This window comes from Pseudomonas sp. R3-52-08 (assembly GCF_003851745.1).
Classification (GTDB): domain Bacteria; phylum Pseudomonadota; class Gammaproteobacteria; order Pseudomonadales; family Pseudomonadaceae; genus Aquipseudomonas.
The window spans coordinates 2,541,136-2,561,530 of the sequence record NZ_CP027730.1; the positions used below are offsets into that span (position 1 = coordinate 2,541,136).

Sequence of the window (20,395 nt, forward strand, 5' to 3'; positions counted from 1 at the left end):
AGGAGAGCCCCATGCCTCAGTTCCTCGGTCACAACTACATCGGCGGCCAGCGCAGTGCCAACGGCAGCACCCAGTTGCAGAGCGTCGACGCCACCACCGGCGAAGCCTTGCCCCAGGCGTTCTACCAGGCCACCCCGCAGGAGGTGGATGCCGCCGTCAAAGCGGCCGCCGCCGCGTACCCGGCTTACCGCGCCTTGAGCGCGTCACGCCGTGCGCAATTTCTTGATGCGATTGCCGACGAGCTGGACGCATTGGGCGATGATTTCGTCGAACTGGTCTGCCGCGAAACCGCCTTGCCGGCGGCGCGCATCAAAGGCGAACGTGGGCGTACCAGCGGCCAGATGCGCCTGTTCGCTACCGTGTTGCGTCGCGGTGATTTCTACGGCGCGCGCATCGACAAAGCGCTGCCGGATCGCCAGCCATTGCCGCGTCCGGACCTGCGCCAATACCGCATCGGCCTGGGCCCGGTCGCGGTGTTCGGCGCCAGCAACTTCCCCCTGGCATTTTCCACCGCCGGCGGTGATACCGCCGCTGCGCTGGCAGCCGGTTGCCCGGTGGTATTCAAGGCCCACAGCGGGCATATGGCGACGGCGGAGCAGGTGGCCGATGCGATCATCCGCGCTGCCCAAGCCACCGAAATGCCGGCGGGCGTGTTCAACATGATCTTCGGCGGCGGCGTTGGCGAAGCGCTGGTCAAGCACCCGGCGATCCAGGCCGTCGGCTTTACCGGCTCGCTCAAGGGCGGCCGTGCCCTGTGCGATATGGCGGCGGCGCGCCCGCAGCCGATCCCGGTGTTTGCCGAGATGTCGAGCATCAACCCGGTCATCGTGCTGCCGCAGGCGCTGCAAGCCCGCGCCGACAGCGTCGCCCGCGACCTGACCGCCTCGGTGGTGCAAGGCTGTGGTCAGTTCTGCACCAACCCTGGCCTGGTGATCGGCATCACGTCCCCAGCGTTCAGCGCGTTCACGCAACAGGTCGCGAAGCTGATCGGCGAGCAACCAGCGCAAACCATGCTTAACGCGGGCACCTTGGGCAGCTACGGCAAGGGCCTGGAAAAGCTCCTGTCTCACCCCGGTATCGAGCACCTGGCGGGCAACGCCCAATCGGGCAACCAGGCCCAGCCGCAGTTGTTCAAGGCCGATGTGCGCCTGTTGATCGACGGCGATGAAGTGCTGCAGGAAGAAGTGTTCGGCCCGACCACGGTGTTCGTCGAAGTCGCCGACCAGGCCCAGCTCAGCGCCGCCTTGCACGGCCTGCACGGGCAGTTGACCGCCACGATCATTGGCGAACCGGCCGACCTGCAACAGTTCGCCGAGCTGACGCCGCTGCTGGAGCAGAAAGTCGGGCGCATCCTGCTCAACGGTTACCCCACCGGTGTGGAAGTCTGCGATTCGATGGTGCACGGCGGGCCGTACCCGGCCACTTCCGATGCCCGTGGCACCTCGGTCGGCACCTTGGCCATCGATCGGTTCCTGCGCCCGGTGTGCTTCCAGAACTACCCTGATAGCCTGCTGCCCGACGCGCTGAAAAACGCTAACCCGTTGCGTATCCAGCGGCTGGTGGATGGCGCGCCGTCTCGAGAATCCCTGTAAGTCATCCGGAGGCTTCATGTCGTTGAGCGCAGTCACCCCGCACCGTGCCCGGTTGGGCGAAGGGCCGTTCTGGGATGCTCCGTCCCAGGCCCTGTATTGGGTGGATATCGCCGCCCGCCAGGCCCTGCGCCTGATGGACGGGCAGTTGCGAGTCTGGCAATTACCCGAACACGTCTCGGCGTTCATCCCCTGCGAAAGCGGGGATGCGCTGGTGACCCTGAGCAGCGGTGTGTACCGGCTGGACTTGAGCACCGAAGCCCTGACCTTGCTGTGCGTGGCTGACCCACAACCGGGTAACCGCGGCAACGAAGCCCGTTGCGATGCCCAGGGCCGACTGTGGCTGGGCACCATGCAGAACAACATCGGCGCCCACGGTGAAGACCTGCCCATCACGCGACGCTCCGGCGGGCTGTTTCGTATCGACGCCGATGCGACGGTTACGCCGCTGCTGAGCGGGCTGGGCATTCCCAACACGCTGTTATGGAGCGACGACGGCGGCCATGTGCATTTCGGCGACAGCCTGGATGGCACGCTGTACCGGCATGCCATTCAGCCTGACGGCCAGCTCGACGCCGCCCGGACCTGGTTCGCTGCCCACGAACGCGGCGGGCCGGACGGCTCGGCCATGGACAGTGAGGGCTACATCTGGAATGCGCGCTGGGACGGCAGTTGCCTGCTGCGCCTGACGCCTGAAGGGCAGGTGGACCGCATCGTCGAACTGCCCGTCAGCCGCCCCACCAGTTGCGTGTTTGGTGGGCCTGATCTGACCACCCTGTATATCACCAGCGCCGCCAGCCCCTTGGATCACCCATTGGACGGTGCGGTACTGAGCCTGCAAGTGGAGGTGCCAGGCAAGCCCTGTCACCGCTTCGCCGGATGAACCGAAAAACGAATATTCAAAAACAACAACAAGGAGTCACCCGTATGAATCGTCGTCGTGGTTTGCGTTCCCTGTGCTGCGCCGCTGTGGCGGTCTCGGCCATGAGCTTGAGCGGCCTGCTGCTGGCTGCTGAAGAAGTGAAGATCGGCTTTCTGGTCAAGCAGGCCGAAGAGCCTTGGTTCCAGACCGAATGGGCCTTCGCCGAAAAAGCCGGCAAGGAGCACGGTTTCACTGTGATCAAGATCGCCGTGCCCGACGGTGAAAAAACCCTCTCGGCCATCGACAGCCTGGCCGCCAACGGCGCCAAGGGTTTCGTGATCTGCCCGCCGGATGTGTCCCTGGGCCCGGCGATTGTCGCCAAGGCCAAGGCCAACGGCCTGAAAGTGATCGCGGTGGATGACCGTTTCGTCGATGCCAAGGGCAACTTCATGGAGGACGTGCCGTACCTGGGCATGGCCGCCTTCGAAGTGGGCCAGAAGCAGGGCGCCGCCATGGCCGCCGAAGCGAAAAAACGTGGTTGGGACTGGAAGGACACCTATGCGGTGATCAACACTTTCAACGAACTCGACACCGGCAAGAAACGCACCGACGGCTCGATCAAATCCCTGGAAGAAGCCGGCATTCCCAAGGACCATATCCTGACCGCCGCGCTGAAAACCCTCGACGTCCCAGGCAGCATGGACGCCACCAACTCGGCGCTGGTCAAGCTGCCTGGCGGCGCAAAAAACCTGATCATCGGCGGCATGAACGACAACACCGTGCTCGGTGGCGTACGTGCTACCGAAAGCGCCGGCTTCGCAGCGGCTAATGTGATCGGCATCGGCATCAATGGCACCGACGCCATCGGCGAATTGAAGAAAGCCAACAGCGGCTTCTTCGGCTCGATGCTGCCCAGCCCGCATATCGAGGGCTACAACACCGCGCTGATGATGTACGAGTGGGTCACCAAAGGCACTGAACCGCCGAAGTACACCGCCATGGACGAAGTGACCCTGATCACCCGCGAGAACTTCCAGGCGGAACTGACCAAGATCGGGCTGTGGAAATGACCGCTGCGGCCCTGCGTTTTGACGGTATCGGCAAAACCTTCCCTGGGGTCAAGGCGCTCGACGGCATCAGCTTCACCGCCCATCCGGGGCAAGTGCATGCCCTGATGGGCGAGAACGGTGCGGGTAAATCGACGCTGCTGAAGATCCTCGGCGGCGCCTATATTCCCAGCACCGGCACGGTGCAGATCGGCGAGCAGGTCATGGCCTTCAAATGCGCCGCCGACAGCATTGCCAGCGGCATCGCGGTGATCCACCAGGAATTGCACCTGGTGCCGGAGATGACGGTTGCCGAGAACCTGTTCCTCGGGCATTTACCGTCGCGTTTTGGCGTGGTCAACCGCAGCGTGCTGCGCCAGCAGGCGCTGGCATGCCTAAAGGGCCTGGCGGATGAAATCGACCCCCAGGAAAAGCTCGGGCGCTTGTCTCTGGGCCAGCGCCAACTGGTGGAAATCGCCAAGGCGCTGTCCCGTGGCGCCCATGTGATCGCCTTCGATGAACCGACCAGCAGCCTCTCGGCGCGGGAGATCGATCGCTTGATGGCGATCATCACGCGCCTGCGCGATGAGGGTAAAGTGGTGTTGTACGTGTCCCACCGCATGGAGGAGGTGTTCCGTATCTGCAACGCGGTGACGGTGTTCAAGGACGGCCGCTTCGTGCGCACCTTCGATGACATGAGCGCGCTGAACCACGACCAGTTGGTGACCTGCATGGTCGGCCGCGATATCCAGGACATCTACGACTATCGCCCGCGCGAGCACGGCGAAGTTGCCCTGAAGGTCAACGGTCTGCTCGGTCCCGGCTTGCGCGAACCGATCAGTTTTGAGGTGCGCAAAGGCGAAATCCTCGGCCTGTTCGGGTTGGTAGGGGCAGGGCGCACGGAACTGTTCCGACTGCTCAGCGGCCTGGAGCGTGCCAGTGCCGGCAGCCTGGAGTTGTGCGGTGAACCGCTGCAATTGCGCTCACCTCGCGATGCCATCGCGGCCGGCGTGCTGCTGTGCCCCGAGGACCGCAAGAAGGAAGGCATCATTCCGCTGTCCAGCGTCGCCGAAAACATCAACATCAGTGCCCGTGGCGCGCATTCCGCGTTCGGCTGGCTGTTGCGCGATGGCTGGGAGAAAGGCAACGCCGACCACCAGATCAAGGCGATGAAGGTCAAGACCCCGAACGCGGCGCAGAAAATCATGTACCTGTCCGGTGGCAACCAACAGAAAGCCATCCTCGGCCGCTGGCTGTCGATGCCGATGAAGGTGCTTCTGCTGGACGAACCGACCCGTGGCATCGATATCGGCGCCAAGGCCGAGATCTACCAGATCATCCATAACCTCGCGGCGCAGGGCATCGCGGTGATCGTGGTGTCCAGCGACCTGATGGAAGTCATGGGCATTTCCGACCGCATCCTGGTGCTGTGCGAAGGCGCCTTGCGCGGTGAACAACTGCGCGCACACGCGACTGAATCCAACCTGCTGCAGCTGGCCTTGCCGCGCGGCCTGGCGAACTGAGAGACGACCATGACCACTCAAAACAACGCGCTGCCCTCGGCACGCAAACCCCTCGACCTGCGCGCCTTGCTCGACAACTGGGCGATGCTGCTGGCGGCGGTGGGCATCTTTGTCCTGTGTGCCTTGCTGATCGATAACTTCCTCTCGCCGCTGAACATGCGCGGGCTGGGCCTGGCGATTTCCACGGTGGGGATTGCGGCGTGCACCATGCTGTTCTGCCTGGCCTCCGGGCATTTCGACTTGTCGGTGGGTTCGGTGATTGCCTGCGCCGGCGTGGTCGCGGCGATTGTGATGCGCGACACCGACAGCGTGATGCTCGGCATCGGCGCGGCGCTGCTGATGGGCCTGATGGTGGGGTTGATCAACGGTATCGTGATCGCCAAGCTGCGGGTCAACGCGCTGATCACCACCCTGGCGACCATGCAGATCGTGCGTGGCCTGGCCTATATCTTCGCCGACGGCAAAGCGGTGGGCGTGTCCCAGGATCAGTTCTTCGTGTTCGGCAACGGCCAGCTGTTGGGGGTGCCGGTGCCGATCCTGATCACCATCGTGTGCTTCCTGTTCTTTGGCTGGTTGCTCAACTACACCACCTACGGGCGCAACACCATGGCCATCGGCGGCAACCCGGAAGCGGCGTTGCTGGCGGGGGTCAATGTGGATCGCACCAAGATCCTGATTTTCGCCGTGCACGGCTTGATCGGCGCGCTGGCCGGGGTGATCCTGGCCTCGCGCATGACCTCCGGCCAACCGATGATCGGCCAGGGCTTCGAGCTGACGGTGATTTCCGCTTGCGTGCTGGGCGGGGTGTCGTTGAGTGGCGGTATCGGCATGATCCGCCATGTGATCGCCGGGGTATTGATCCTGGCGATTATCGAAAATGCGATGAACCTGAAGAACATCGATACCTTCTACCAGTACGTGATTCGCGGCTCGATCCTGCTGTTGGCCGTCGTCATCGACCGCATGAAACAACGCTGAACTTGATCGTTCCCACGCTCTGCGTGGGAATGCACCCCGGGACGCTCTGCGTCCACTTCTGAACCGGGACGCGGAGCGTCCCAGGCGGCATTCCCACGCGGAGCGTGGGAACGATCAATGTAGGGTTTTAGTTGGCGGTGAACTTGAAGATGGTGTTCTGGGTGTAGGTCTGCCCAGGGTTCAAGCGGGTCGAGGCAAACTTGGGCTGGTTAGGCGCATCCGGAAAGTGCTGGGTCTCCAGGGTGAACCCACTCCAGTGCTGGTAGGTCTTGCCAGCCTTGCCCTTCACCGAACCATCCAGGAAGTTACTGGTGTAGAACTGCACGCCCGGTTCGCTGGTATAGAGCTGCAAACGCCGCCCCGATTCAGGATCATGCACCTCGGCCGCCAGTTGCTTCACGTCGCCTTTGGTGTCCAGTGCCCAGTTGAAGTCGAACCCACCCTGTTTCGGTTCGGCGAACTTGAGCTGCGGATGATCCTCCTTGATGTGCTGGCCGATGGCGGTAGGCTTGAGGAAATCCATCGGCGTGCCCTTGACCGGCGCCAGTTCGCCGGTGGGAATCAGGGTGGCGTTCACCGGTGTGTAATGGCTGGCGTGCAAGGTGGCGACCTGCTTGAGAATATCGCCATTACCCGCGCCAGCCAGGTTGAAGTAGCTGTGGTTGGTGAGGTTGAGCACGGTCGGTTTGTCGGTGGTGGCCTTGTAGTCGATGTGCAGCTCGTTCTTGTCGTTGAGGCGATAAGTGACTTCGGTTTTCAGGTTGCCGGGGAAACCCATTTCACCGTCCTTGGACAGGTAGGTGAGGGTGACCCCGACCGAGTCCTTGTCCTTGACCGGCTTGGCTTGCCACACCTGCTTGTCGAAGCCCTGGGCGCCGCCATGCAGCGAGTTGGGGCCGTCGTTGAGCGGCACCTGGTAGCGTTTGCCATCGAGTTCGAAGGCACCGCCGGCCAGGCGATTGCCGAAGCGGCCGATGGTCGCGCCGAAAAATGCGGTACCGCCTTGATAGCCTTGTACGTCGTCAAAGCCCAGCACCACGTCGTCGACCTTGCCGTGTTTGTCCGGCACCTTCAGCGATTGCAGCACACCGCCGTAGGTAATCACCGTGGCTTGCATGCCATGGCTGTTGCGCAACACGTATTGTTCGACGGCGGTGCCGTCATTGGTTTTGCCGAAGGGTTTGTGTTCGCTGGTCAGGCCTGCGGCCTGGGCGCCGCCGCTGGCGATCAACATGGACATCGCCAGGCCGGACAGCAGGTATCGAGGGTGCTTCATGGTCGAACTTCCTTTTGTTGTTTTTGGATTGAATAGTTCTACTAATGTGCGATATTTCACGATTGAGACAGCGAATTTATAGCCTTTAACGCCGATTTCGTAAAATAAAATAAGACTAATTGATCGAGGCATCACGTTATGAGTACTCAGCAGGCCCTGTATCCCGACCTCAAAGGCAAGACCGTATTGATCTCCGGCGGGGCTTCCGGGATTGGCGAGTTCATGGTGCGGGCGTTCGCCGCCCAGGGCGCCAAGGTGGCGTTCGTGGACCGCGCCCAAAGCCAGGGCGAACGCCTGGCTGCGCTGTTGAACTCCAACGGGCATAGCGTTGAGTTCGAATGCTGCGATATCACCGACGAGATCGGCTATCGCGCGGCGATCGGGCGCTTCGAACATTCCCTCGGCCCGATCACGGTGCTGGTCAACAACGCGGCGAACGACGTACGCCATACCCTGGAAGAAATCGACTCGGAAATGTTCGACCGGCTGATTGCGGTCAACCTCAAGCACGCCTTCTTTGCCGCCAAGGCCGTGGTACCAATGATGAAACAGGCCGGTGGCGGCTCGATCATCAACCTGGGCTCGGTCGGCTGGATGATGGCCTCCGCCGGCTACCCGGTGTACGCCGCCAGCAAGGCCGCCGCCCACGGCATGACCCGTGGCCTGGCGCGGGAGTTAGGCCCCCACCACATCCGCGTCAATACCCTGGTGCCAGGCTGGGTGATGACGGAAAAACAACTGGCCATGTGGGTGGACGATGCGGCCCGTGAGCTGATCGCCCGCAGCCAGTGCCTGCCGGGCAGCGTGATGCCCGAGCATATCGCCAATATGGCGCTGTTTTTGGCTTCCGATGCCTCGGCGATGTGTTCGGCGCAGAACTTTATCGTGGATGGCGGTTGGGTCTAGGCCAGGCGCCACTGTCCAACTGTGGGAGGGGGCTTGCTCCCGATAGCGGTGGGTCAGTCAAGGATGCATTGACTGACATGCCCTCATCGGGAGCAAGCCCCCTCCCACATTTGAACAGTGGTGTTTATTCGATCGGGTCAGGCTTTGAAGGCCGCGTGCCGCGCGAGGCTTCATGCCGAACGCCTGGCAGCCCCCGGCGGCTGCCCGGTGATGCGCTTGAAGGCACGGCTGAACGCCGCCTGGGAGGTGTAGCCCAGGCGTTGCGCCACGGTTTCGATGGGCATGCGTTCCAGGGTCAGCCATTGGCTGGCCAGGCGCATGCGCAGTTCCGTGGCGTAGCGCAGTGGCGGTATGCCGAGGACGGCCTGGAAGCGGTCAGCGAACACCGAGCGCGAGGTATGACACTGGGCGGCCAGCTCCGCCACGCTCCAGTCGTGGCCCGGCTGCTGGTGCAAAGCGAGCAGGGCACTGGCCAGGCGCGGGTCGCGCAACGCGGCCACCAGGCCCGAGGCGTTGCCACAGGCGCACTCGACCCAGCCGCGTACGATCATCGCCGCCACGACATCGGCGAGGCGCGCAAGAATGCCGGCAAAGCCTACGCGCGCCGTAGACATTTCGCGTTCCATTACCGCCAGGATCGGCATCAGCCCCGGGTAACGCTGGCCTGCGGCATCGATCAGCATCAGGGCCGGCATCAGGTTGCCAAGCCCTTGGAGGCTGCCGAGCTCAAATTCCATGCACGCACTGAACAACACCAGGCTGGGGACGGTATCGGGTGATGCATTCACGGCGCACACGGTATCCCCCAACGGTGCGCTGTCGAAATGGTCGATGTCCTGCACATCGGCATCCGCTGCGGATAACAGCGCGTGCGCGCCGCCGTGGGAGATGAACACCGCATTGCCGGCCGACAGTGCGAAAAGGCTGCCGTCCTCAGTGCGCAGCGTGGCGCGGCCGGCCGCGATGAAGTGGAAATAGGCGTGGCCCGGCCGGGCGCCAAAGCCCATGCCGAATGTGGGCCCGGCCTGGATGCGCCGGTACTGCACACCCCGCAGGCGCATGCCGCGCAGCAACTCGTTGATCAGCTCTGAAGAAGCGGTGAATGCGTCCACTGAAGTCATACTCGGGGTTTCGGTTAAAAACTCAAGGTTTTGTATCATAGATCATCCTGGTCGGCCTACCTAGACTGAGCGCCTCGCCAATGACTTGAGGAAGACCTGCGATGACTGATTGTGCAGCCCATACGCCTGCGGGCGTTGTGACAGAACCGGCCTGGCTGGCGGTATTTTCCCTGGCGATGGGGGTATTCGGCTTGCTCACGGCGGAGTACCTGCCGGCCAGCCTGTTGACACCGATGGCCCTGGACCTGGGCGTGACAGAGGCGCTGGCCGGGCAAGCCGTCACGGTGACGGCGGTGGTAGCACTGTTTGCCGGTCTGCTGGTGCCTGGGCTGACCCGTGGTATCGACCGGCGCGTCGTGCTGCTGGGGTTTTCCACGCTGATGATCGCCTCCAACCTGCTGGTGGCGTTGTCCTCCAGCCTGACGGTGCTGTTGTTGATGCGCATCCTGCTGGGCATCGCCCTCGGCGGTTTCTGGAGCATGGCGGCTGCAGTGGCGATGCGCCTGGTGCCGGCGGCGTCCTTGCCCCGTGCGCTGTCGATCATTTTCAGCGGGATCGCCCTAGGCACCGTGGTCGCCGTGCCGCTGGGCAGCTATTTGGGTGGCCTGTACGGCTGGCGCAGTGCGTTTATTGCGGCGGCCGCCGTCGGCCTGCTGACCCTGGCGTTCCAGGCCTTCACGCTGCCGCGCATGGCGCCCCATGGCACCGCGCGCCTGCGCACCGTGGTGGACGTACTGCAGCGCCCCGGCATCGCCATCGGCATGTTCGGCTGCGTACTGGTGCACACCGCGCATTTCGCACTGTTCACCTACATCCGGCCGTTCCTGGAAAGCACCACCGGGGTCGACACCGAGGGGTTGGCGCTGATGCTGCTGGGGTTCGGCGTGGCGAACTTTGCCGGCACGCTGTTCGCCGGCTGGCTTCTGGTGCGCCGCCCACGCACAACACTGGTGTTAATGCCGGTGTTGGTGGCAATCGCGGCACTGGCCCTGGTCTGGTTGCCTGCGTCACTGCCGGGCCAGGCGATGCTCCTGGCGCTATGGGGCATGGCATTTGGCGGCGTACCCGTGGCGTGGTCGAACTGGGTCGCGCGTGCGGTGCCGGACCAGGCGGAAAGTGCCGGAGGCATGGTGGTCGCGTCGGTGCAGTCGGCCATCGCGGCGGGCGCTGCCGGCGGCGGGCTGATGTTCAGCTTCAGCGGCATCGGTGGGGTGTTTATCGGTGCGGGTGTGTTGATGTTGCTCGCGGCCTTGCTCATCGCTCTGCGTGTGCAGGTGCCTGGGCAAGAAGGGGACACCAGTGTGACGCGCCACGCGTCTTTGGTTTAGTCTTAAACCCTTTGTTGATCGCAAGCGCCCCTTAGGAGCACCGAGCATGGCTGACTACGTACCCCCCAAGGTCTGGACCTGGGACACTGAAAGCGGCGGCACCTTCGCCAGCATCAACCGGCCCATCGCCGGTGCCACCCATGAAAAAGCGCTGCCGGTCGGCAAGCACCCGTTGCAACTGTATTCCCTGGCCACGCCCAATGGGCAGAAGGTCACGATCCTGCTCGAAGAGCTGCTGGCGCTCGGGCACACCGGTGCCGAATACGACGCCTGGTTGATCAAGATCGGCGACGGCGACCAGTTTGGCAGCGGTTTCGTGGCGGTAAACCCGAACTCGAAGATTCCGGCGTTGATGGATCACAGCGGCGCTGCGCCGATTCGCGTGTTCGAGTCGGGCGCGATCCTGCAGTACCTGGCCGAGAAGTTCGGCGCGTTTTTGCCCGCCGAACCTGCCGCCCGTGCCGAATGCCTGTCGTGGCTGTTCTGGCAGATGGGCAGCGCACCGTACTTGGGCGGCGGCTTCGGGCATTTCTACGCGTATGCGCCGAGCAAGATGGAATACCCGATCAATCGTTTCGCCATGGAGGCCAAGCGCCAGCTGGATGTGCTGGACAAGCGCCTGGCGGTGAGCGAATACATTGCCGGGGACGCGTACACCATCGCCGACATCGCCATCTGGCCCTGGTACGGCGGGTTGGTCAAAGGGCGGTTGTATGGGGCGGCGGAGTTTCTCTCGGTGCATGAATACAAGCACGTCATGCGCTGGGCGGATGCGATCGATGCACGGCCGGCGGTGCAGCGCGGGCGGCGGGTGAATCGGGTGTCCGGTGATGATCAGTTGGCCGAGCGCCATAGTGCGAGCGACTTGGACTGAAAGTGTGGGAGGGGGCAAGCCCCCTCCCACATTTGGATCTTCTTGGCTTCAATTATTTGTAGCGTTGTTCGAACACCGCTACCTGTTCGGGTTTTATGAGTTCGAACGGCACCCACACCTCTGACTCGATTGGCTCGCCCTTGATCATCCGCACCGCCGCTTGTACCGCTTGAGTCGCCTGGGCTTTGGGGTCCTGGAACACTGAGGCGGTGAGCACGCCGCGCCTGATCGCCGCCAGGCCATCGGGCAGGCCATCGATGCCGACAATCGCCACGTCGCCCTTGGCCTTGCCGGCCTGCTGCAACGCCATGGCCGCGCCAATCGCCATTTCATCGTTGTTGGCCACAATTGCATCGAACTGCGTGCCCGCCAGCAGCCAGTTACTGGTCAGGTCCATGGCCTTGCTGCGTTGCCATTCGGCACTTTGCTGCTCGACAATCTTGATCCCGGGAAAGTCCTTGAGCACCTGCTTGGCGCCCTCAGTGCGATCATGGGTAGCGTTTTGCGCCAGGTCGCCCATGATGATCGCCACGTTGCCCTTGCCGCCGAGTTTTTCCGCGAGGTAGCGCATTTGCAGTTGCCCGGCTTCGATGTCGTTGGACGCCACGGTCACGACCCCCTTGGGCAGCGTGCGTTGATCCGGATGGCGGTTGACGTACACCAATGGCTTATTGGCGGCCACGGCGGCGCGGGTCATGTTGGCGGTGGCGGCAGTGTCCACCGGCAGCACGATGACCGCGTCGACGTTCTGGTTGAGAAACCCTTCGACCTGGTTGAGCTGACGCACCACGTCGCCCTGGGCGTCCTCGAACTGGATCTGCACGTCTTGTTGTTTGGCAGCCGTTTCAAGGCCAGTGCGTACGTAGGTCATGAAGTTATCGTCGACCCGCGCGATGCTCACGCCGATGCGATACGCGGCGAAGGTCCATTGGCTGAACAGCAGCAACAGGGTGGCAACGATCAATGAATAGCGATGCATGAGGTGTTCCTCTTGTTGTTATAGGGTGAAGGCTTGGCGAAAACGCTCCAGGGCCGCTTCGCTGTCGCCGCTGGCCCAGGCTTCCAGGCCGACCACGCCGCTGTAGCCGATGGCCTGCAGCGCCCTGGCAATCGCCGGGTAATGGATCTCCCCGGTGCCAGGCTCCTGGCGCCCGGGCACGTCCGCCACCTGGATTTCGCCGATGGCGCTGCCCGCGCGCTGGATCAATTCGATCAGGTTTCCTTCGCCGATTTGCGCGTGGTAAAGGTCCAGGTTCATTTTCAAATGCGGGCTGCCCACGGCTTCGATCAGCGCCAGGGTGTCGTCGGCGCGGGCGAATGGCGTGCCGGGGTGGTCGACCTCGGTGTTGAGGTTTTCCAGCAGGAACACGCGGCCGGCGTCTTGCCCCAGGCGAGCGATTTTCTCCAGCGTCTTGCAGGCACTCAGCCACATGCGTCCGGTGGTCCGGCTGACGGGTTGCACCGGCAGGCCGCCGTCACCCAGGCCGGTGCCGTGCAAATTGAGGCTGGGGCACTTGAGGCGCTCGGCAACGCTTAAGGATTCGCGGGCGCTGTCGAGCAAGTGGCGGATACCGTCGGGGTCGGTGAGCGTGCCGCTGATGTAGCCGGTCATGGAGGTGAAGTCCGCGCCCGTCGCGGCGAGGGCGTTGATGTCCTTGTCTGTCCAGTTCCAGATTTCGGCGCTGAAACCCAGGGCATGAATCCGCTTGACCCGCTCGACGAAGGGCAGATCCAGAAACACCATCTCGGCACTCACCGCCAGCTTGAACGGGCTCATAGGCTCACCGCCGTACCTTGCTCATAGGATTGGATACAGGCGCGGGCAATCGCCAGGGCGGCGCGGGCATCTTCCCCGCTGGCCAGGGGCTTGGCGCCGCTTTGCAGGCAGTCGACGAAGTGGTTGAGCTCGGCAATGTAGGCATCGCGCAACAGGTCGGTGTCCAGGCGCTGGGTGTCGGCCTGGATGCCCTGGGCCTGGTAGCGCACCAGGTCGCAGGCCTGCACGCTGCCCATGGTCAGCATGCCGGCGCTGCCGAACACTTCACCGCGCACGTCATAGCCATACACCGCCTGGAAGCTGGCTTCGGCGGTGGCAATCGCGCCGTTATCGAAACGGATCGTGACCACGGCGGTGTCGAGCAAACCCTGGCTTTTGTAGTCCGGGGCGATCAGGGCGTCGGCCATCACCTGCACCTGCACCGCTTCGGCGCCGGGGTTGAGGTAGCGCAGGGTGTCGAAGTCGTGGATCAGGGTTTCCAGGAAAATCACCCATTGCGGTGAGGCGCCAGGGTTGTTCAGCGCCGGGTCGCGGGTCAGGGAGCGCAGCAACTGCGGAGTGCCGATACGGCCTGCGGCAACGTCGAGGTGGGCGGCGCGAAAGCTGTTGGCGAAGCGCCGGTTGAAGCCGACTTGCAGTGGCACTCGGGCATCGGCCGCAGCGGCGATGGCGCGGTCGGCTTCATCGAGGGTGATCGCCATGGGCTTCTCGCAGAAGATGCCCTTGCCGGCACGGGCGGCGCTGATCACCAGCTCGGCGTGGCTGCGGGCGGGGGCGGCGATGAGTACGCCGTCGATATCCGGGTCATCGAGCAGTTGCTGCGGGTCGGTGTAAACCTTGGCTACACCCAGCTCTGCCGCCAGACGCGCGGCTTGCCCTGGGGTTGGGTCGGCGATGGCGGCGAGGCAAGCGCCGGGAATGTGCCGGGCGGCGGTCAGGCCGTGGAAGCTGCCCATGCGGCCGGCGCCGATCAAGCCCAGGCGGATGTTTTTTGTATTCATGTATGACCCCTTCTTATTGTTGGCCTCAGGACGGTCCTGGCGGGTAAAGGGGTAAGAGCAAGGGCTGTGCCAAAATTCAAGTGACTGATATTTAACGGTTTTAAATAAACATTAGAAAAATGGTGTTCATTTAAATGACATGTCTATGCTGACATGTCGAAAACATGAACATGGACACCGCTTATGAGCATGGCGATCAGTGTGCAAGACCTCGATTACCTGACGGCGCTGGGCCCCGCGGCGCTGAATGACGGCCCGGTTGCAGCCTTGGAGCAGGCGTGGCAGGCCTGCCTGAGCGGCCAGCTGCAGCGCCCGCCCGAGGTGCGTCAGACGATCTGGGATTCCTGGCGGCGCAGCATCGAGGCCGGCATCGATCCGGCAGACAACGCCTACCGTTTCGTCGCTGCCGACACACTGGCGGCCACCCTGGCCAGCCACCGCGTGCTGATCGCCGCCGCCGCGCAAGTCATGCATGGATTGCTGGCGTACAACCCGCGCGGTCATATCAACCTTACCGACGCTGACGGCACCACTTTGTATTTCTGCGGGCTGGACATCACTCCCGTGGGCAGTCGCCTGCTCGAATCGGTGCAGGGCACCAACTGCACCGGCCTGGCGCTGGCCGAAGATCATCTGGTGTATGTGCTGGCCGAAGAAAACTTCGCCGTCGGCCTGCGTCAACGCCGCATGCACTGCGCCGCCGCGCCGATCAAGAATGCCCAGGGCCAGACCCTGGCCATGCTGACGCTGACGGCCGAGCCCGGCTGGTTTCACTTCCATACCCTGGGCACCGTCCAGGCGGCCACCGAGGCCGTGTCGCGGCAGATGGCGCTGCAAGCGTTGCTGCAAGAGCAGCAAACCGTGCTTGAAGTGCTTAACGAAGGCTTGGTGGTGCTGGATGAACGCGGGTGCATCAAGGCGATCAATCGCTACGCGCGGCAACTGTTCAACGTGGGCCTGGAGCTGCTCGGCAGCCCCTTCAATCGCCTCGCTCGCAGCGAGCTGAGCGACGCCATGCTCCTGCGCGGCGGCGAAAACCTGCGCGATCTGGACTGCACCTTTCACTTGCACGACCGCAGCCAACTCGCCTGCCTGGTCTCGGTGTGCCCGCTGGAGCAGGGCGGGGTGATCGTGTCGGTGCGTGAAAACCGCCGCATCCGCGAAATCACCCGGCGCATTGTCGGCACCCAGGCCCGCTACACCTTTGAAACCATCCAGGGCACCTCGCGCGCGATCCAGGACGCGCTGCACCTGGGACGCATCGCCAGTCGCAGTGATTCCACCACCTTGATCCTCGGCGAAAGCGGCACCGGCAAAGAGTTATTTGCCCAGGCCATTCATAACGCCAGCGAGCGTTGCACTGGCCCCTTCGTCGCAGTCAACTGCGGCGCGATCCCACGGGACCTGGTGCAAAGCGAATTGTTCGGCCATACCGAAGGCGCATTCACCGGCTCAGCACGCGGCGGTTCGGCGGGCAAGTTTGAACTGGCCGATGGCGGGACTATTTTCCTCGATGAAATCGGCGACATGGCCTTCGACGCCCAAGTCAGCCTGTTGCGCGTGTTGCAGGAAGGCGAGGTGACCCGCGTGGGCGCGAAGACCTCACGGCCAGTGGATGTGCGCATCATTGCGGCGACCCACCGCAATCTCAGCCAGGCGGTGGCCGAGGGGGCGTTCCGCGAAGACCTTTACTACCGCCTCAACGTGCTGAATATCACCGTGCCGCCCCTGCGTATGCGCCGTGACGATATTCCCTTGCTGGCGCGGTATTTCCTGCAGCGTTGCGCGCGTTCGTTGCGCAAATCGCTGCAAGGATTCTCGCCGGATGCGCTGGCGTTGCTGTCGGCCCATGGCTGGCCGGGCAACGTGCGCGAGCTGGAAAACGCGATTGAGCGGGCGACCAACCTGGCGATGGGCGAGTGGATCGAGCCTGGCGATTTACCTTTGGAGCCCAGGCCGCGCGCCCCGGCCAGCCTACATGCTGCGCCGCCTACGCAAGACCTGAGCAGCCACGAAAGGCACGCCATCATCACTGCGCTGAAAAACACCGCTGGCAATATCCGCCTGGCCGCTCGAGAGCTGAACGTTTCCCGTGGCGGGCTGTACAACAAGATGAGCCGGTTTGGCCTGAATGCGGCTGATTTTCGCAGGCCCTGAAAGTCCGGAAAATCGCTGTTGCGGCTCAGTTGCCGATATTCTCCGAGGTCACGATCTGCGGCGGAATATGCACACGATGCCGGACGGGGTCGAACACTTCGGTGCTCTGCAATTCAACCAGCAACTGCACCAGCGCCACCGCCGTCTGCTGCGGCTGCGAATCCATCACCACATCGATCAACCCTCGGCCCAACGCCTGGCGCGACAGTTCGGTGGACTCCTGCAAAATGCAGCACAACGCCGGGCGCTTGGGCAGTTGCGCCAAGGCGTTGATCACGCCGTCACCGCCGCCGCCCACCACGCACAGCCCGCGCAAGTCGGTGTGGCGGCTGAGCAGGTCGAGGGTGGCTTCTTCGGTGATGTCGCAGTTGTCCAGATTGATCAGGGGTTCCAAGGGTTTGAGCCCCGGCGCGTGTTCGGCCAGGTAACTGTGCAAGCCTTCGACCCGCGCCTGGTGGCCGAGAAAACGGTGGCCCCCCAGCAAGATGCCCACGCTGCCTTTACGCGCACCGCAGGTACGCGCCAACAGCCAGCCCATGGTGCGGCCGACGACGTGATTATCCTGGCCCACATAAGGTTCGGCCGCGCGTTCGTGGATGTCCGAGAGCAGCGCCACCACCGGCACGCCGGCTGCGCGGATCTGCGCCAGGCACGCATTGATCAACGGGTGGGCGAAGCTGACCACCGCCAGCGCGTCGCACTGCACGGCCAGTTGCTCGATCTGCGCGACGATGGCGCTGGGTGTGCGGTCAACGATGTACTCGAACTGGCAGCTCAGGTTGGCGCTGGCGTGCTGCTGCGCCGCCGCGCTGATCGACTGGGCCAGGTTGGCATAGAACGCCTGGGCGGTGCCCAGCAGGAGAATGCCGAAACGGTAGGTCGGACGCCGTTCGCGAATACGCTGGCCGATCAGTCGCGCGGCGAAATAACCGACCGCTTCGGCGGCCTGGAACACCTGTTCGGCGGTGTCCGGATTGACCGGTGCGCGAGCGTTCAATACACGGTCGACGGTGGCCACACTGAGGCCCGCGTGGGCGGCAACCGTGGCGATGGTCGGGCGTTTATGGGTATTCATGGCGAGCCCCTTGAGCGTCTTGATAGAAAACTATCAAGCCCCGCTGGGCCTGGATGATAGCTTGATAGGGAATGGATTCAAGCCCTTGAGGCTGATTTGGCCGCGCTCTATGGTTGGTCTCGCAAAGCCCCTGAAACCACACGCTTGCGGAGAACAATAACAATGCCTGAACACACCGCTCACTGCGCCCGGCGCGACTACAGCCTGACCGGCCCCGAAGCCGCCCGCGCCGCCGAAAAAGGCCTGGTCTCGGCCCGTTGGTACCAATCGCCGATTCCGCGCAAACGCATGAAGGAACTGATGCAGCGCCGTGACGGCCCGGCCCTGGTCGATACGGCCATCTGGTTCACCGCGTTGTTCGTCACAGGCTTTGGCGGCTACTGGTTCTGGGGCTCCTGGGCCTGTGTGCCGTTCTTCCTCGCCTATGGCGTGCTCTACGGCACCGCCTCCAACCCGCGCTGGCACGAAACCGGGCATGGCACGGCGTTCAAGACCCGCTGGATGAATGACGCGCTGTACCCGGTGGCATGCTTCATGTGCCTGTTCGAACCCCATGTGTGGCGCTGGAGCCATGCCCGGCACCACACCGACACCATCGTCGTCGGCCGCGACCCGGAGATCGTCGAGCCGCGCCCGCCAAGCTTCTGGATGATGTTTCTGAGCCTGTTCAATCTGCCCCTGGCCTGGAAGACCTTCAGTGGCGTGGCCCGCCATGCCATCGGCCGTATGAGTGCCCAGGAGCAGGACTTCATCCCCGAATCCGAATGGCCCAAAGTGTTTCGCGCCGCGCGCATCTGGGTGGGCATTTACGCGTTGATCATCGGCACCGCCTTGTACCTGCACAGCTGGTTGCCGCTGATGCTGGTGGGGCTGCCGAGTCTCTATGGCGCCTGGCTCGGTTACCTGTTCGGCCTCACCCAGCACGTGGGCCTGGCCGAAGATGTGCTCGACCACCGCAGCAACTGCCGCACCATCTACATGAACCGCGTGCTGCGCTTTATCTACATGGACATGAACTATCACCTCGAGCACCACATGTACCCGATGGTGCCGTACCACGCCCTCGAACAGCTGCACGAAGAAATCCGCCGCGACTGCCCACCGCCGTACGCCAATCTGTTCGAGGCCTACAAGGAAATCCTGCCAACCCTGTGGAAGCAGCGCAGCGACCCGACCTATTTCGTCCAGCGCCCCACCCATAGTGGCGAGCGAGCTTGCTCGCGCTGGGCTGCGCAGCAGCCCCAATAAACCTGGCGCGGTCTTTCAGATAACCCTCAATCGCGATCCTGGGCCGCTTCGCAGCCCAGCGCGAGCAAGCTCGCTCGCCACCAGGAACGTTATTCACTTGGAGAAAAATCATGAACGATCAATGGATCGACGTCTGCGCCGTGGGCGAAATCGACGAAGAAGACGTGTTGCGCTTCGACCACGGGGCACACACCTATGCGGTGTTCCGCTCCGCCGACAATGAGTTTTTCGCCACCGCCGGCCTGTGCACCCACGAGAAAATCCACCTGGCCGACGGCCTAGTCATGGACCATGTGATCGAATGCCCCAAGCACAACGGGCGTTTCGATTACCGCTCCGGCAAGGCCCTGGGCGCGCCGGTCTGTGTCAACCTGAAGACCTACCCGGTACGGGTTGAAGCGGGGCGAGTGTTGCTCGCTGTCACGGCGTGATGATGAGCGCGCCCCTGATTATCGTCGGCGCCGGCCATGCCGGTGGCCGTGCGGCGTTGACCCTGCGCGAGGAGGGTTACGACGGTCGGCTGATCCTGATCGGCGACGAACCGCACGTGCCCTACGAACGACCGCCGCTGTCCAAGGCCCTGTTGCAAGGCAGCCAGGACCTGGCCGGGTGTAGCCTGTGCGACAGCGCGCGGCTGACCGAGCTGGATATCGAGCATATCGCGGGCAATGCGGTCAGCCAGCTGGCGCCGCAGCAGCATCGGCTGCAACTGGCCGATGGCCGCTGGCTGGACTATGCCGGCGTGCTACTCGCCACTGGCGGCCGTGCGCGGCGTCTGCCTGAGGCCCAGGCCAATGTGCTTTACCTGCGCACCCACGATGAAGCGCTGGCCCTGCGCGCCCAGTTGCGCCCCGGCACCCGGCTGGTGATCGTCGGCGGTGGGTTTATCGGCCTGGAAGTGGCGGCGACCGCGCGAGGCCTGGGCTGCGCGGTGACGGTGCTCGAAGCCGGGCCGCGCCTGGCGGGCAGGGTATTGCCCGCGGTCATCAGTGCAGCACTGCTGGATCTGCACCGCGAGCAGGGTGTGGACGTGCGCTTGAACGTCGCCGTGGCATCCATCCAGGCCGACGCCGTGCAACTGGTGGATGGGCAGACGCTGCCCTGTGACCTAGTGGTGGTCGGCATCGGCATGCAACCCAATATCGAACTGGCCGTAGCGGCCGGACTGGAAGTCGGGCAGGGCATTCGCGTTGACGCGCACTTGCGTACCAGTGCGACGAATATCTACGCAGCAGGAGACGTCTGCGAGTTCCGGCTTGGCGGCCTCTATCAGCGTCAGGAAACCTGGCGCAATGCCGAGGCCCAGGGGCGGCATGCCGCGTTGAACCTGCTGGGCCGGGCATTGCCCTTTGACGCCGTGCCGGGTTTCTGGTCCGACCACTATGACTGGGGCTTGCAGACGGTCGGTGGGATGACGCCGAGGGTGGTCAGCCGCATCTTGCCCCACGGCGGTCTGCTGCTGTTCTACCTCGATGCCGATGGGTATCTGCAAGGCGCCTGCGGCTGGGCGCCGGGCAATAGCGTGGCCAAGGACATCAAGCTGTGTGAACGCCTGATCATCGCCCATGTGCCGTTGCCGTCGGTGGGCCTGGCTGATCCGGCGGTCTCTCTCAAACATTGGTTGCGGGGCTGAC

18 protein-coding genes are annotated in these 20,395 nt (G+C 63.5%); 12 read left to right on the top strand and 6 right to left on the bottom strand.

Annotation, left to right across the window (positions count from 1 at the left end; all coding sequences use genetic code 11):
• The first annotated feature begins 11 nt into the window (after positions 1–11).
• From C4J91_RS11765 to araH, 5 genes are read left to right on the top strand one after another with little or no spacing between them, the layout of a single operon-like run.
• Entirely contained in the window at positions 12–1,592 is a 1,581-nt protein-coding gene (locus C4J91_RS11765) for an aldehyde dehydrogenase (NADP(+)) (protein WP_124362472.1), read from the top strand.
• Positions 1,593–1,608: 16 nt separating this feature from the next.
• A complete protein-coding gene (locus C4J91_RS11770) occupies positions 1,609–2,472 on the top strand; it encodes an SMP-30/gluconolactonase/LRE family protein (protein WP_124362473.1) in 864 nt (287 codons plus the stop codon).
• Between the two features lie 44 nt (positions 2,473–2,516).
• A complete protein-coding gene (locus tag C4J91_RS11775) occupies positions 2,517–3,521 on the top strand; it encodes a substrate-binding domain-containing protein (RefSeq protein WP_124362474.1) in 1,005 nt (334 codons plus the stop codon).
• Complete coding sequence (araG, locus tag C4J91_RS11780; RefSeq protein ID WP_124362475.1) at positions 3,518–5,020, top strand: L-arabinose ABC transporter ATP-binding protein AraG; 1,503 nt, start codon at positions 3,518–3,520, stop codon at positions 5,018–5,020. The genes C4J91_RS11775 and araG overlap by 4 nt, the downstream gene beginning before the upstream one ends.
• 9 nt (positions 5,021–5,029) lie before the next feature.
• A complete protein-coding gene (gene araH / locus C4J91_RS11785) occupies positions 5,030–5,998 on the top strand; it encodes an L-arabinose ABC transporter permease AraH (protein ID WP_124362476.1) in 969 nt (322 codons plus the stop codon).
• 127 nt (positions 5,999–6,125) lie between these two features.
• Here araH and C4J91_RS11790 read toward each other — a convergent pair whose 3' ends face one another.
• Entirely contained in the window at positions 6,126–7,274 is a 1,149-nt protein-coding gene (locus C4J91_RS11790; protein ID WP_124362477.1) for an aldose epimerase family protein, read from the bottom strand.
• Positions 7,275–7,412: 138 nt separating this feature from the next.
• Here C4J91_RS11790 and C4J91_RS11795 point away from each other — a divergent pair, with 138 nt between their 5' ends.
• Positions 7,413–8,180 carry an SDR family NAD(P)-dependent oxidoreductase gene (locus tag C4J91_RS11795; RefSeq protein ID WP_124362478.1) on the top strand — a complete coding sequence of 256 codons (768 nt, stop codon included), beginning with the start codon at positions 7,413–7,415 and terminating at the stop codon, positions 8,178–8,180.
• Positions 8,181–8,350: 170 nt separating this feature from the next.
• Here the strand turns inward: C4J91_RS11795 and C4J91_RS11800 are convergent, their stop codons facing one another.
• Positions 8,351–9,301 (bottom strand): AraC family transcriptional regulator, encoded by a 951-nt coding sequence (locus tag C4J91_RS11800; protein ID WP_124362479.1) that lies wholly within the window; start codon positions 9,299–9,301, stop codon positions 8,351–8,353.
• 101 nt (positions 9,302–9,402) lie between these two features.
• Between C4J91_RS11800 and C4J91_RS11805 the strand changes: the two genes are divergently transcribed.
• Both C4J91_RS11805 and yghU read left to right on the top strand, forming a co-directional pair.
• Positions 9,403–10,629, top strand: a complete 1,227-nt coding sequence (locus C4J91_RS11805; protein ID WP_124362480.1) for an MFS transporter — start codon at positions 9,403–9,405, stop codon at positions 10,627–10,629.
• Between the two features lie 46 nt (positions 10,630–10,675).
• Positions 10,676–11,503, top strand: coding sequence for a glutathione-dependent disulfide-bond oxidoreductase (yghU, locus tag C4J91_RS11810; protein WP_124362481.1), 828 nt, complete (start codon positions 10,676–10,678; stop codon positions 11,501–11,503).
• 52 nt (positions 11,504–11,555) lie between these two features.
• Here the strand turns inward: yghU and C4J91_RS11815 are convergent, their stop codons facing one another.
• From C4J91_RS11815 to C4J91_RS11825, 3 genes are read right to left on the bottom strand one after another with little or no spacing between them, the layout of a single operon-like run.
• On the bottom strand, positions 11,556–12,482 hold the full coding sequence (locus tag C4J91_RS11815; RefSeq protein ID WP_124362482.1) for a sugar ABC transporter substrate-binding protein: 927 nt from the start codon (positions 12,480–12,482) through the stop codon (positions 11,556–11,558).
• Positions 12,483–12,500: 18 nt separating this feature from the next.
• Positions 12,501–13,280: a TIM barrel protein gene (locus C4J91_RS11820; protein WP_124362483.1), complete on the bottom strand. Its 780-nt coding sequence runs from the start codon at positions 13,278–13,280 to the stop codon at positions 12,501–12,503.
• The gene (locus C4J91_RS11825; RefSeq protein ID WP_124362484.1) at positions 13,277–14,281 is read right to left on the bottom strand and encodes a Gfo/Idh/MocA family oxidoreductase; all 1,005 of its coding nucleotides are present in this window, start codon (positions 14,279–14,281) and stop codon (positions 13,277–13,279) included. The genes C4J91_RS11820 and C4J91_RS11825 overlap by 4 nt, the downstream gene beginning before the upstream one ends.
• Positions 14,282–14,464: 183 nt before the next feature.
• Between C4J91_RS11825 and C4J91_RS11830 the strand changes: the two genes are divergently transcribed.
• On the top strand, positions 14,465–16,438 hold the full coding sequence (locus tag C4J91_RS11830; protein ID WP_124362485.1) for a sigma-54-dependent Fis family transcriptional regulator: 1,974 nt from the start codon (positions 14,465–14,467) through the stop codon (positions 16,436–16,438).
• A gap of 25 nt (positions 16,439–16,463) precedes the next feature.
• On the opposite strand, the gene C4J91_RS11835 is transcribed toward C4J91_RS11830, so the two are convergent.
• Positions 16,464–17,513, bottom strand: a complete 1,050-nt coding sequence (locus C4J91_RS11835; protein WP_124362486.1) for a LacI family DNA-binding transcriptional regulator — start codon at positions 17,511–17,513, stop codon at positions 16,464–16,466.
• A 162-nt stretch (positions 17,514–17,675) separates the two neighbouring features.
• On the opposite strand from C4J91_RS11835, the gene C4J91_RS11840 reads away from it, so the two are divergent.
• The 3 genes from C4J91_RS11840 to C4J91_RS11850 all read left to right on the top strand — a co-directional run bounded on the left by C4J91_RS11840 (position 17,676) and on the right by C4J91_RS11850 (position 20,394).
• Positions 17,676–18,761 carry a fatty acid desaturase family protein gene (locus C4J91_RS11840; RefSeq protein WP_124362487.1) on the top strand — a complete coding sequence of 362 codons (1,086 nt, stop codon included), beginning with the start codon at positions 17,676–17,678 and terminating at the stop codon, positions 18,759–18,761.
• Positions 18,762–18,871: 110 nt separating this feature from the next.
• Positions 18,872–19,192, top strand: a complete 321-nt coding sequence (locus tag C4J91_RS11845; protein WP_053128781.1) for a MocE family 2Fe-2S type ferredoxin — start codon at positions 18,872–18,874, stop codon at positions 19,190–19,192.
• Positions 19,193–19,194: 2 nt separating this feature from the next.
• Positions 19,195–20,394, top strand: a complete 1,200-nt coding sequence (locus C4J91_RS11850) for an NAD(P)/FAD-dependent oxidoreductase (RefSeq protein WP_124362488.1) — start codon at positions 19,195–19,197, stop codon at positions 20,392–20,394.
• Position 20,395 lies beyond the last annotated feature (1 nt).